This window comes from Stappia sp. ICDLI1TA098 (assembly GCF_054880955.1).
On record NZ_JBTZBT010000001.1, the window covers coordinates 2,124,899 to 2,137,211 of the forward strand.

Sequence of the window (12,313 nt, forward strand, 5' to 3'; positions counted from 1 at the left end):
AATTGTCATACGAACCACCGAGGCGAGAATGCCGACTTACCGGTCGAGAACCAGCACCCACGGACGCAACATGGCGGGCGCGCGCGGCCTTTGGCGCGCCACGGGCATGAAGGACGGCGATTTCGGCAAGCCGATCATCGCGATCGTGAACTCCTTTACCCAGTTCGTGCCAGGGCACGTTCACCTCAAGGACCTCGGCCAGCTTGTGGCCCGCGAGGTCGAGGCGGCTGGCGGCGTCGCCAAGGAATTCAACACCATCGCGGTGGATGACGGCATCGCCATGGGCCACGACGGCATGCTCTATTCGCTGCCCTCGCGCGAGATCATCGCCGACAGCGTCGAGTACATGGTCAACGCGCATTGTGCCGACGCCATGGTCTGCATCTCCAACTGCGACAAGATCACCCCGGGCATGCTGATGGCCGCCATGCGGCTCAACATTCCGGTGGTCTTCGTTTCTGGCGGCCCGATGGAAGCCGGCAAGGTCAAGCTCGCCGACGGCACCGAGCGGGCGCTCGACCTGGTCGACGCGATGGTCGCCGCCGCCGACGACAAGATGTCCGACGAGGACGTCATGGCCATCGAGCGTTCGGCCTGTCCGACCTGCGGCTCCTGCTCCGGCATGTTCACCGCCAACTCGATGAACTGCCTGACCGAGGCTCTCGGCCTGTCGCTGCCGGGCAACGGCTCGACGCTCGCCACCCATGCCGACCGCAAGCGGCTGTTCATCGAGGCCGGCCACCTGATCGTCGACATTGCCCGGCGCTACTACGAGCAGGACGACGCCAGCGTGCTGCCGCGCTCCATCGCCAATCGCGCCGCGTTCCACAACGCCATGTCGCTCGACATCGCCATGGGCGGCTCGACCAACACGGTTCTGCACCTGCTCGCCTCCGCGCGCGAGGGCGAGATCGACTTCACCATGGCCGACATCGACAAGCTGTCGCGCAAGGTTCCCGTGCTCTGCAAGGTGGCCCCGTCCGTCTCGAATGTGCACATGGAGGACGTCCACCGCGCCGGCGGCATCTTCGGCATCCTCGGCGAGCTCGACCGCGCCGGCCTGCTCGATACCTCGCTGCCGATGGTGCATGCTGCGAGTCTCGCCGACGCGCTGGCATTGTGGGACGTGAAGCGCACCGACAGCGACAGCGTCAACGCGTTCTTCCGCGCAGGTCCGGCGGGCATTCCCTCTCAGACCGCCTTCTCGCAGGACTGCCGCTATGACAGCGTTGACGACGACCGCGAGACGGGCGTCATCCGCGACAAGGCGCACGCCTATTCGCAAGACGGCGGCCTTGCGGTTCTCTACGGCAACATCGCGCTGGACGGCTGCATCGTGAAGACCGCCGGCGTCGATGACTCGATCCTGAAATTCACCGGGCGGGTGCGCATCTTCGAGAGCCAGGACAGCGCTGTCAGCGGCATCCTGACCGGCAAGGTCGAGGCTGGCGACGTCGTGCTGATCCGCTACGAAGGACCGCGCGGCGGGCCCGGCATGCAGGAAATGCTGTATCCGACCAGCTACCTGAAGTCGAAGGGCCTCGGCAAGCTGTGCGCGCTGGTCACCGACGGCCGCTTCTCGGGCGGCACATCGGGCCTGTCCATCGGCCATGTCTCGCCGGAAGCCGCCGAAGGCGGCGCCATCGGCCTTGCCCAGGAAGGCGACCGTCTGGAGATCGACATCCCCGGCCGCACCATCCACCTTGCCGTTTCGGACGAGGAGATGGCCCATCGCCGCGCGGCGATGGACGCCAAGGGCGCCGACGCCTGGAAGCCGGTCGAGAAGCGCACGCGCAAGATCAGCACGGCCCTCAAGGCCTATGCGCTGCTGGCGACCTCCGCCGCCGAGGGCGCGGTGCGCCGCGTCGACTGAGGCGACGGTTTCGCCCGCCCGCAGGCGTGCACAGAACGAAAAATGCGAACGGGCGGCCCAGTTGCCGCCCGTTTTCTTTTCCGCAAACGGGCGAATGCCTCTGCCGCGGCGAAGACCAGGCCCCGCGATCCGGATCCGAGGCAGCGCGCGCGGCAATGGCACTTTTCACAAGAGAGTGGAGATTTCCAAACTCCGCCCAAGCATCAGTTGTGCTAATCTGATTGAACTGAAAGTTTTGATGGACTGACTGCGGCTTCTGACGCAGAGCCTCGAGCTGGCTTTTTTTAAAGTTAAAGCACAGCCGAGCCCATCAAAGTGTTGCTCTGATGGCAACTGCGAGATGGCCGCGGAACAACGAGAAGACCGTTTCTTCGTGGACTGGGGGGAGAGTTCCGGTCCCGCACCGGACAATTCATGGCCATGTTTTTTCGATATCTCCTGAAGTCGTTCTCGCCCCCCGACAATCCCGACCTCCTGAAGGCGCAGTACAAGGCCTTCTCGCGACAAGTTCCGCTGCTTTACATCATCCTGGTGATGAACTGCTGGGCCCTCTCAATCACGCACTTCCCCTACGCCCCGGTCTGGTTGACGCTCTATATCGCAGCCACCCTCAGCCTGATCTGCATTTTTCGGATCGTGTCCTGGTGGAAGCAACGCGACAAGGAGCCGGAGGTTGCCGACGCCCGAGCCGCCTTGCAACGCACGCTGTATCTGGCGGTCGTGCTGTCACTCGCGTTCAGCACCTGGTCTCTCACCCTGTACGGCTATGGCACGCCCTATACCAAGGCCCATGTCGGCTTCTTCATGGCGATCACCATCGTCAGCTGCGTGTTCTGTCTCATGCACCTGAGGTCGGCGGCAATCATCGTCGGGCTTATCGTCAACACCCTGTTCGTCTCGTTCTTTATGTCGACCGGGGAGCCAACTTTCATCGCATCGGGGCTCAACGTGGTGCTTGTCACCATTGCCATGCTCATCATCGTCTCGATAAACTATAATAATTTCAAGGAAATGGTCGAAACGAAGACGCGTGCGCTGGCGCTCAGCAAAGAGAATTTTCGGCTCGCGAACCTCGACAGCCTGACGGATCTGCCGAACCGGCGCGCCTTCTTTTCAAGGCTGGAGCGCACCTTCGAGATCTCCGCGGCCGACAACGAGACCTTCGCGGTCGGCGTCGTCGACCTCGACGGATTCAAGCCGGTGAACGACACCTACGGCCACGCCATCGGCGACAAGCTGCTGCGCGAGATCGGCACCCGCCTGCGGAACATCTGCTCCCGCAAAGCCGCGTTTGTCGCAAGGCTCGGGGGCGATGAATTCGCGTTTCTGATCGAGAAGAAGACAAGTCCCGAAGCGTTGCTGGAATTCGGCAAGGAGCTTTGCGACCTGCTCGCCAAACCGGTGGCTCTCGCCTCGACACGGGTGCAGGTCTCCGGGTCGATCGGCTTTGCCATCGGCGGTCCAGAGGTTCCCTCGCCAACCGAGCTGATGAACCGCGCCGATTATGCGCTCTACCATTCCAAGCGTCATCATCGCGGCGCCGCGACCGTCTTCTCGAAGGCGCACAGCGCCATGATCCACAGGGAGTCGCTTGTCGAGCAGATGCTGCGCGGAGCGGATCTCGATCAGGAATTGCGTGTCGCCTTCCAGCCCATCATCGATATTCGCACCGACAAAGCCGTCGGTTTCGAAGCGCTGGCGCGCTGGAACAACCCGACCATCGGCCCTGTCTCGCCAGCCGAATTCATCCCGATCGCGGAGCGCGCCGGCATCATCTCGCGCCTGACCGGCACGCTGCTGCAACAGGCGCTTTCCGCCGCCGCCACCTGGCCGGACGACCTGCGGCTGTCCTTCAACCTGTCCGCCCATGACCTTGCCCTGCCAGAGAACCTGATGCAGGTCGCAGGGATCCTCAGGCGCTCGGGATTCGACCCCCGACGCCTGGACATGGAGATCACGGAAACCACGTTCGCCTTCGACCCCCAGCAGGTGCAGAACTCGGTGAACTTCCTGCGCGAAATTGGATGCGGCGTGGCCCTCGACGACTTCGGTACGGGCTACTCAAGCCTGTCGCGCCTGCACGCGCTGCCGCTGACCAAGCTCAAGATCGACCGCAGCTTCGTGATGAACATCGAGCACAACCCGGCCAGCTGCGACATCGTCCGATCACTGGTCAACCTGTCGCGCGACCGACAGCTCGACTGCATCGTCGAGGGGGTCGAGACCCTGCAGGAACTGGCCGTGCTGAGGCAGCTCGATGTCAATCTGGTGCAGGGCTTTCTCTATTCCCCGCCCATGGAGGCTGACCAGGTCCCCGCCTATATCGCCAAGGGCCCGCAAGGCCCCGCCGTTCACCGCACGCACAACGACGCGCAAGAAAACGACGGGCAACCCGCCGCCGCCGGTCACACGCTGAGATAGCGCTCCCGGATGCTCGCATCGGCCCTGAGGTCGGCGGAGGTGCCGGTCCAGGCGACGGTGCCCTTCTCAACCACCACATGGCGGTCGGCAAGCACCTCCAGCGCGTCGACGTTCTTGTCGACGACGAGGATGGACTGCCCCTCCCCTTTCAGCCGCTCCAGGCATGACCAGATCTCGGCGCGGACCAGCGGTGCGAGCCCTTCCGTTGCCTCGTCGAGGATCAGGAGCTTGGGATTGGTCATCAGCGCCCTGCCGATGGCAAGCATCTGCTGCTCGCCGCCGGAAAGCTGATTGCCCATGTTCAAGCGCCGCTCCCTGAGGCGCGGGAAGAAGGCATAGACGCGCTCCAGCGACCAGCCCGGATCGGTGGCGAAGCGGTTCGCCGAGGTGGCGATGAGGTTCTCCTCCACCGACAGCGTCGGAAAGATCTGCCGACCCTCCGGCACCAGCCCGAGCCCGGCCTGGGCTATGCGGTAGGAGGGACGCCCGGTCACCTCCGTGCCGTCGAAGACGACCCGGCCGGCGGAGGCCTTCATCATGCCCATGAGCGTGCGGATGGTGGTTGTCTTGCCCATGCCGTTGCGGCCCATGAGCGTGACGACCTCGCCGGTGTTCACGCTGAAGCCCATGCCGAAAAGCACCTTGGCCGCACCATAGGAGGCCTCGAGGCCGTCGATTTCCAGAAGCACGCTCATGCCACGCCCTCCTCGCCGAGATAGGCCTCGCGGACGCGGGCGCTGTTGCGGATCTCCTCCGGTGTGCCACTGGCCACGATCTGGCCGTAGACGAGCACGGAAATGCGGTCGGCAAGCGCGAAGACAGCGCTCATGTCGTGCTCGACAAGGAGCATGGCGTAGCGGCCCTTGAGCGCCTTCAGCACCTCCACGAGGCGGTCCGTCTCCTCGCGCCCCGTGCCGGCCATGGGCTCGTCGAGCAGCAGAAGCTTCGGCTCGAGCGCCATGGCGATGGCAAGTTCGAGCGCCCGCTTCTCGCCGTGCGACAGAATGCCGGCTGAGAGATCGGCGCGATGCGCCAGCCCCAGTTCGGCAAGGATGGCGCCGGCGCGGGCATTGAGCTTCCGGTCACGGCCCACATTGGCGAGGAAGCGGAAGGAATGCCCCTGCCGCGCCTGCAGCGCCAGCGCCACATTCTCGCGCGCGGTGAAGTCGGGCAGGATCTCGGTGATCTGGAATGACCGCGCAAGACCGGCGCGGGCACGCGCGTGGAACGGATCGGCGGTGACGTCGCGCCCGTCGAAGGAGATGCGCCCGCCGTCCGGGCGCAGCGCGCCGGAGATCTGGCCGATGAGCGTCGTCTTGCCGGCCCCGTTCGGGCCGATGATGGCGTGGATCTCGCCCGGCATCACGTCGAGGGAGACGTGATCGGTGACCTTGAGCGCGCCATAGGACTTGGTGAGGTCCTCGAGCTTGAGGATCGGATCAGTCATCCTTGCGCCCTCCCTGGATGAGCGCGAGCAGCCCGCCCCGGCCGAACAGCACGACCAGAACGAGGAAGGGGCCGAAGATCAGCCGCCAGTGCTCGGTGACATGGGACAGAAGTTCCTCCAGCGCCAGATAGCTCGCGGCACCGAGAATGGCGCCAACGAGAGACCCGAGGCCACCGAGAACCACCATGACGATCAGCTCGCCCGACCGGTGCCAGGACATGTAGGCGGGAGAGACGAACTCCGCCGCATTGGCAAGCAGCGCGCCGGCGAGGCCCGCCATCATGCCGGCGATGACATAGGCGGCGAGCCGGTACCAGTAGGGATCGATGCCGATGGCGCGCAGGCGCATCTCGCTCTGCTTGGCGCCCTGCAGCACGCGCCCGAAGCGGGAGGCGACGATCATGCGGGCGACAAGATAGCAACCGATCAGGACGGCCAGCACGACGTAGTAGAAGGTGGTGCGATCATTGAGCAGGTCGGAGCCGAGGATCTCGGTCCGCCCCCAGATGGTCAGCCCGTCGTCGCCGCCGTAGGCGGAGAGCGAGGTCGCCGTGTAATAGGCCATCTGGCCGAAGGCGAGCGTGATCATGATGAAGTAAACGCCGCGCGTCTTCAGGCTGATCGCGCCGGTGACGGCGGCAAAGAGCGCGGAGACCAGAAGCGTCACCGGCAGCGAGACGGTGACGTCCCAGATGCCGTTCTCGGCGAGGATGCCGACGCAATAGGCGCCGATGCCGAGGTAGGCGGCATGGCCGAAGCTGACCATCGCGCCGAAGCCAAGGATCAGGGACAGGCTGACGGCGGCAATGGCGAAGACCATGACGCGGATGGCGAAGAAGACGATGAAACTGTCGTCGAGCGCGCCGGCCACCGGTGGCAGCAGCGCGAAGGCGACGAAGACGATGAGGGCGAGCACCAGTTCGGGCACCCGGCCCCGGCGCGCGGTGGCGGGCCCGGCCTCGGCCGGTGGGGAAGCGGAAACGGGGATGGGATCGGTCATCAGCGATTGGTCGGCTTCTTGTGGGGGGTGTGGCGCGTCATCGTCCGCTCATCCGTTGCGGACGGGGAACAGACCCGTCGGACGGAAGAAGAGGACGCCGGCCATCAGCACGTAGATGAGCATGGAGGCGATCGCCGGGCCGACGTCGTTGGCGGCCGAGGGCGAAAGCAGCAGCTTGGCGATGTCGGTGGCAAAGCCCCGCCCCAGCGTGTCGACGAGGCCGACGATGAGCGCGGCAAGGAAGGCACCTCGGATCGAGCCGATACCGCCGATGACGATCACCACGAAGGCGAGGATCAGCAGGCTGTCGCCCATGCCCGGCTCCACCACCAGGATGGGAGCGGCGAGAATGCCGGCGAAGCCGGCGAGCATGGTGCCGAAGCCGAAGACCAGCATGAAAAGCCGGCGGATATCGACGCCGAGCGCGGAGACCATGGGAGCGTTGGTCGCTCCGGCGCGCACCAGCATGCCGGCGCGGGTGTGAGTGACCAGCACATAGAGCAGAACCGCGACCACCAGGCCGGCGACGATGAGGGCAATGCGATAGACAGGATAGAGCAGCCCGTCCATCAACTCGAAGGAGCCCGACAGCAGGTCCGGCATCGGCAGGGTGAGCGGCGTCGATCCCCAGACCGCCCGCACCGCCTCATTGAGGAAAATGATGATGCCGAAGGTGGCCAGCACCTGGTCGAGGTGACTTCGGTCGTAGAGATGCCGGAACACCAGGACCTCGAGCAGCAGACCGAAGGCCAGCGCGCCGATGAGCGCCAGAACCAGCGCCCCCCAGAAGGTGCCGGTGATCGCATAGGCCGCGACCGCCAGATAGGCGCCCAGCATGTATTGCACGCCGTGGGCGAGATTGATGAAGTCCATGACACCGAAGACGAGCGTCAGCCCGGCGGCGATCAGAAAAAGGAGAATGCCAAGTTGCAGGCCGTTCAATGTCTGAACGGCAAGAAGGGTCGCGCTCAACGCTCCGGCCTCGCGGGTTGGGCAGGTGATGTGGCCCGGCCGCTCAGGCAGGCCAGGGATGTGGCTGAAAGGCAACCGGCCCGCCCCTTTGGGGGAGCGGGCCGGAGGCGTCAGGTCACTTCATCTTGCACTGGTCGACATAGGCGTCGACCTTGTCGTCGAAGACCTTCTCGACCGTCTGCGTGACATACTTGCCGTCATCGCGCTTGACCGCCTTCACCACGTACACATCCTGGATCGGGAAGTGGTTGGTGTTGAACTTGAAGTCGCCGCGCACGCTGTCGAACGGGGCTTCCTTCATGGCGGCCATCAGCTTCGCCTTGTCACCCTTGCCGCCGGCCTGCTTCAGCGCGCCGTCGATGAGGCGGGCCGCGTCATAGCCTTGTGCAGCGTAAACCGAGGGCTCGTAGCCGTATTCCTTCTCGAAGGCGGCGACGAAGGCCTTGTTGGCCTCATTGTCGATGTTCGGCGCCCACTGCGCACCGGCGAGCATGCCGACGGCCGTGTCCTTGGTCGCCGGCAGCGTCGTCTCGTCGACGGTGAAGGCGGACAGGAACGGCACCTGCTCGGTAAGCCCGGCCTGGGCATACTGCTTCACCAGATTGACGCCCATGCCGCCCGGCATGAAGACGAAGACCGCGTCGGGCTTGGCGGCGGCGATCTTGGTCAGCTCGGAGGAGAAGTCGAGCTGGCCAAGCTTGGTGTACATCTCGTCGACGATCTCGCCCTTGAAGTAGCGCTTGAACCCGGCGATGGAATCCTTGCCCGCCTGATAGTTCGGCGCCATCACGACCATGCGCTTGTAGCCGGCGTCCTGGGCATATTTGCCCATGGCCTCATGGTTCTGGTCGTTCTGGTAGGAGGCGGTGAAGAAATAGGGCGAGCAGGCCTTGCCCGCGATCGGCGAGGGCCCGGCGTTGCCGCCGACGAAGATCGTCTCGCTCTCGATGATCGGCTTGTAGGTCGCCATCATGACGTTGGAGAACACAATGCCGGCGATCATGTCGACCTTGTCGCGCTCGATGAGGCCGCGCACCTTGGTCAGCGCCGCATCGGGCTTCAGTTCGTCGTCGACGACGAGAACCTCGGTGTCGAGGCCGCCGAGCTTACCGTCGGCCTGCTTGACGCCGAGCAGGAACCCGTCCCGCATATGCTCGCCAAGAACCGCCGGCGGACCGGACAGGGTGGCGAGGAAACCGATCTTCAGGCTCTCGGCCTGGGCACTCAGGCCGCCAAGGCCAAATGCCGCCGCGGCGATGGCCGCCGTCACTGCACGCTTCATTCTTGAACTCTCCCCTCGGATACGCCCGGCGCAGGATCATGTCCGCGCGGGCGCCGGCTTCTGGCTGGTGTGACTGTCGTGGCACGGCATGGAAGGACCCCGTCCGTCCTGCCGCTCCGCTCTGCGGCGGATCTGGAATTATTTTAAGCCTAAAATATTTCCTCTGTGAAGCCCCACGTTTCACCACCGGACACGTTAATCGCGCGGAAGGGCGGAGTCGATTAGGCTGCCGGGCGGAACAGGGCGACCGAGGGAGACGGAAAATGGCACCAGCGCGCATCCGAAACACAAGACGCAGCGCCATGTTCGCCGCGCTCCTGCTTGCCGGGGGCGCAGCCCTGACGGGCGCGCGGGCCGACAGTCTGTACGAGAACGGCGACCGCTCGCTTGCCTGCGGCCAGATCGCCGCGCAACAGGCCAACCTTGCCGCATCGCGCAACCGCCCGGAACGGGATCCCGGGTTCGCCGCCGACGTGGCCGATGGCGTGACCGGTGCCGGCATGGACGGCGCGGTGATCGGCGGCCTGGCCGGACGCAGCCGACCGGGACGCGACTGGAGCCCGCGTGGCGCGGAGCGCGGAGCGCGGGCCGCCGCCGGACTGGCGACGCTCGATGCGCTCGGTCGGTCGGCGCAGCGCACCTGGCAGGACGCCTATGATTCGGCTTTCGAAAGGTGCATGGCCGGAGAGGCGGCAGGAGAGGCGACCGAACCGGCTGCGGACGACGGTTGCCGCTCGAGCGGCGTCGTCATCGGCTCCGGCGGGCGCGGCGGCGTGTCCGTTTCCTCGGGCGACACCGGCTGCCGCTAGTCCCTGCGGGTCAGCGTTCGCCCGCGCGCATCGCCGGCGAAGGCATTGCCGGAGACCTCGCGCAGCAGCTTGCGCGCCATCGCCTTCGCATAATCGCCATAACCGTCGGCGACCTCGACAAAGGCCCCATACCCGCGAATGACCCTCTCGCGATAGTAGACGACCGGATCGGGATCGGCGCCGCGCACCACCAGCCCGTTGACCGTGATCCGCCGGTAGTCGAAGGCGCGATAGGCGCTCTCGGGTGGAAAGCCCTCGTTGTTCACCCCGTCGCCGGACATGTCGACCACCTGGCGCAGGCAGGGACGCGGCGCGCCGCGCAGACGGATCGCCGCGTGGCCGAGCGCATAGCCGAGCGCCGTCGGGTAGCTGGTATGGGTGCGGCGGGCTTCGGAAAGACCGGCGGCAAAGCGCTCGATCCCGGCCTGCGAGGACAGCCACGTCCATTCGGCAAGCGTGACATGCTGGGCGCGGCCCGACCACTCGAAGGCCGTCACCAGAACCCCGCCACTGGCCAGGATCGCCTCGCCGACCCGAGGATCGCGAAACGCGCGGGCAAGCCCCTGCATCTGGAGATCGAATTCGCGCGCGTCGACGCTCGACGACACATCGATGGCCAGAACGAGCGCAAGCGGGCAGACCGGGCCTTGCGCGAGCGGCGCGGAAGGTTCGGCGGTGGCGCGCGTCACCCGGGCGGCATCCGCACGACCGGCCGCCGCAAACCCGAGGACAAGCGCCAGTACCGCCATTGCGGCGCGCCCAGGAAGGCGCGCATTTCCGCCGTCACAAACCATCACCCGCCCTTTCCTTGCCCAGTCTGCGCATCAGCGCGACGAAAGGGCAAGGCCTGCAGCAGTCGCGGGGAGCCGCCTTTCCGTTGGGCTCCCCTGCGGTTCAGTGCTGTCTGCCACCGGCGATCAGAAGGCGCAGCAGCGCCTCCAGCGGCCCCTGTCGGCCGGACCGCAGCCACAGTAGCGCGAAGACAATCTGCGCCAGGTTTATAAGGAAGGCGACGCCCAGCAGTTCATGGTGTTCCATGGTGCCGAACAGGCCGAAACCGATCCCGTAGAACAGGAAGATGCAGATCACCGTCTGACCGACGTAGATGGTCAGCGGAATGCGCCCGACGGCGACGAAGGGCAGCAGCAGCGTCGCCCCCGCCTTCGCCCGCAGCACCAGATTGAACAGGCCGATCAGACCGAGGCAGAGCAGCAGGCGGCGGGCGTTGTAGAAATAGGCGTCCCAGTCACCGATCGAATAGGCCTCCCAGGCGGCGAGCGTCGTCGTGCCGTGGATCAGGAAGCCGAGCAGAACGCCGCCGCCAAGACCGGCGACCGCCATCGCCAGATAGGTGCGCGTGCGCCAGCGCCCGGACAATCCGCCGAGGCGGAAAAGCGCCATGCCGAAGAACATCATCGACCCCACATCGAGGACATGATCGGAGAAGAACAGCGTCGTCTGCTCCTGGAAGGTCTCCAGCGCAATGGTGCGCAGCAGGTCGGGATAGGAGGCAAGCCGCTCGTCCATCTCGGCAAGCGCGAGCCGCTCCAGTTCCTGGATCTGCTGGGCCGCTTCCTCCTCCTCCGCCTGCTCGGCCTCGTCGACCTGCGCGGCATCGGCGCCGGCAGCCTCGCCGGTGGCAGTGTCCGGGCGCGGGGCCGCGACGATATCGGGCAGGTCCTGCGCGCCGGCATCGGCCCCTACCTCGGAGCCGGTGTCTTGAGGCGTGTCGGCCGCGGCGGACAATTGGGAATCATAGGCCTCAACGGAAGCCTGGTCGAGGCTCCAGCCGGTGCCGTCCTTGAGCGAGGACACGACGAAAAGCGCCAGCGCGATCATCAGCAGACTGCGGCCGCGCAGATTGCGGAAGACGAAGAGGAACATGCCGAGAAGCCCGTAGACGTAGAGAACGTCATAAGGCCACAGCAGCAGGTAGCCATGGACAAGGCCAAAGGCGACGAGCCACATCAGGCGACGAAAATAGAGATCGGCGGCGAAGAGCCCCCCCGGGCGGCGCTCGTAGCGGTCCATGATCAGGATCGCGGTCGCGCCGAACAGCATCGAGAACAGGCCACGCATGGTGCCATCGACGAAAATGACGACGAACAGCCATGTGGTCACGTTCCAGTCGATCGCCAACCCCCACTGCTCAGGCAGCGAGAAGGCGACCGTCGGCAGGCCGAAGACGAAGATGTTGCGCCACAAAATGCCGAGCGCGGCGAGACCGCGCAGGGCGTCGAGCACGGGCAGGCGCTCGGACGCCGGCACGGGCGAAACCACGGCACCGGCCGTGGACGGGATGCTTTGATCCACTTTAGCTTTTCCGGGAATACGCATGTATTTGCGGAAGAATTACGCGTCGTCGCGCGACGCGACAAGAAAAATCGGAGCCGGATCACACATCAATTGTGGCAGCTATGCAGTCCTCGCAGGAGGTCGACGCAAGCGCCACTGCGCGCGCATGACCGCCATGAAATGTCCGCGTGAAAAACAAGAAACCGCCGCGATG

10 protein-coding genes are annotated in these 12,313 nt (G+C 65.4%); 3 read left to right on the plus strand and 7 right to left on the minus strand.

Annotation, left to right across the window (positions count from 1 at the left end):
• The first annotated feature begins 28 nt into the window (after nucleotides 1-28).
• Both ilvD and ACSLUQ_RS09505 read left to right on the plus strand, forming a co-directional pair.
• Nucleotides 29-1,873, plus strand: a complete 1,845-nt coding sequence (ilvD, locus tag ACSLUQ_RS09500; RefSeq protein ID WP_417773905.1) for a dihydroxy-acid dehydratase — start codon at nucleotides 29-31, stop codon at nucleotides 1,871-1,873.
• A gap of 414 nt (nucleotides 1,874-2,287) precedes the next feature.
• Nucleotides 2,288-4,294 carry a putative bifunctional diguanylate cyclase/phosphodiesterase gene (locus ACSLUQ_RS09505; protein ID WP_461808367.1) on the plus strand — a complete coding sequence of 669 codons (2,007 nt, stop codon included), beginning with the start codon at nucleotides 2,288-2,290 and terminating at the stop codon, nucleotides 4,292-4,294.
• Here ACSLUQ_RS09505 and ACSLUQ_RS09510 read toward each other — a convergent pair.
• The 5 genes from ACSLUQ_RS09510 to ACSLUQ_RS09530 form a co-directional block, all read right to left on the minus strand.
• Nucleotides 4,279-4,989 carry an ABC transporter ATP-binding protein gene (locus ACSLUQ_RS09510; RefSeq protein ID WP_417773907.1) on the minus strand — a complete coding sequence of 237 codons (711 nt, stop codon included), beginning with the start codon at nucleotides 4,987-4,989 and terminating at the stop codon, nucleotides 4,279-4,281. The two genes, ACSLUQ_RS09505 and ACSLUQ_RS09510, sit on opposite strands and share 16 nt — an antisense overlap.
• Nucleotides 4,986-5,741 carry an ABC transporter ATP-binding protein gene (locus ACSLUQ_RS09515; protein ID WP_417773908.1) on the minus strand — a complete coding sequence of 252 codons (756 nt, stop codon included), beginning with the start codon at nucleotides 5,739-5,741 and terminating at the stop codon, nucleotides 4,986-4,988. The genes ACSLUQ_RS09510 and ACSLUQ_RS09515 overlap by 4 nt, the downstream gene beginning before the upstream one ends.
• Complete coding sequence (locus tag ACSLUQ_RS09520) at nucleotides 5,734-6,741, minus strand: branched-chain amino acid ABC transporter permease (protein ID WP_417773909.1); 1,008 nt, start codon at nucleotides 6,739-6,741, stop codon at nucleotides 5,734-5,736. Before ACSLUQ_RS09520 ends, ACSLUQ_RS09515 begins: the two co-directional genes overlap by 8 nt.
• A gap of 48 nt (nucleotides 6,742-6,789) precedes the next feature.
• Nucleotides 6,790-7,713 carry a branched-chain amino acid ABC transporter permease gene (locus tag ACSLUQ_RS09525; RefSeq protein WP_417773910.1) on the minus strand — a complete coding sequence of 308 codons (924 nt, stop codon included), beginning with the start codon at nucleotides 7,711-7,713 and terminating at the stop codon, nucleotides 6,790-6,792.
• A 115-nt stretch (nucleotides 7,714-7,828) separates the two neighbouring features.
• Nucleotides 7,829-8,995 carry an ABC transporter substrate-binding protein gene (locus ACSLUQ_RS09530; RefSeq protein ID WP_417773911.1) on the minus strand — a complete coding sequence of 389 codons (1,167 nt, stop codon included), beginning with the start codon at nucleotides 8,993-8,995 and terminating at the stop codon, nucleotides 7,829-7,831.
• A 263-nt stretch (nucleotides 8,996-9,258) separates the two neighbouring features.
• Here ACSLUQ_RS09530 and ACSLUQ_RS09535 point away from each other — a divergent pair, with 263 nt between their 5' ends.
• The gene (locus tag ACSLUQ_RS09535; protein WP_461808368.1) at nucleotides 9,259-9,804 is read left to right on the plus strand and encodes a hypothetical protein; all 546 of its coding nucleotides are present in this window, start codon (nucleotides 9,259-9,261) and stop codon (nucleotides 9,802-9,804) included.
• Here the strand turns inward: ACSLUQ_RS09535 and ACSLUQ_RS09540 are convergent.
• Both ACSLUQ_RS09540 and ACSLUQ_RS09545 read right to left on the minus strand, forming a co-directional pair.
• Nucleotides 9,801-10,553 (minus strand): DUF1194 domain-containing protein, encoded by a 753-nt coding sequence (locus tag ACSLUQ_RS09540; RefSeq protein WP_461808369.1) that lies wholly within the window; start codon nucleotides 10,551-10,553, stop codon nucleotides 9,801-9,803. The two genes, ACSLUQ_RS09535 and ACSLUQ_RS09540, sit on opposite strands and share 4 nt — an antisense overlap.
• Before the next feature lie 145 nt (nucleotides 10,554-10,698).
• The gene (locus ACSLUQ_RS09545; RefSeq protein ID WP_417773914.1) at nucleotides 10,699-12,117 is read right to left on the minus strand and encodes a DUF418 domain-containing protein; all 1,419 of its coding nucleotides are present in this window, start codon (nucleotides 12,115-12,117) and stop codon (nucleotides 10,699-10,701) included.
• Between the last annotated feature and the right edge of the window lie 196 nt (nucleotides 12,118-12,313).

Bases quoted from the DNA above. Each gene is read 5' to 3' on its own strand.
- ilvD (WP_417773905.1), top strand. From the start codon at position 29: ATGCCGACTTACCGGTCGAGAACCAGCACCCACGGACGCAACATGGCG.
- ACSLUQ_RS09505 (WP_461808367.1), top strand. From the start codon at position 2,288: ATGGCCATGTTTTTTCGATATCTCCTGAAGTCGTTCTCGCCCCCCGAC.
- ACSLUQ_RS09510 (WP_417773907.1), bottom strand. From the start codon at position 4,989: ATGAGCGTGCTTCTGGAAATCGACGGCCTCGAGGCCTCCTATGGTGCG.
- ACSLUQ_RS09515 (WP_417773908.1), bottom strand. From the start codon at position 5,741: ATGACTGATCCGATCCTCAAGCTCGAGGACCTCACCAAGTCCTATGGC.
- ACSLUQ_RS09520 (WP_417773909.1), bottom strand. From the start codon at position 6,741: ATGACCGATCCCATCCCCGTTTCCGCTTCCCCACCGGCCGAGGCCGGG.
- ACSLUQ_RS09530 (WP_417773911.1), bottom strand. From the start codon at position 8,995: ATGAAGCGTGCAGTGACGGCGGCCATCGCCGCGGCGGCATTTGGCCTT.
- ACSLUQ_RS09535 (WP_461808368.1), top strand. From the start codon at position 9,259: ATGGCACCAGCGCGCATCCGAAACACAAGACGCAGCGCCATGTTCGCC.
- ACSLUQ_RS09540 (WP_461808369.1), bottom strand. From the start codon at position 10,553: ATGGCGGTACTGGCGCTTGTCCTCGGGTTTGCGGCGGCCGGTCGTGCG.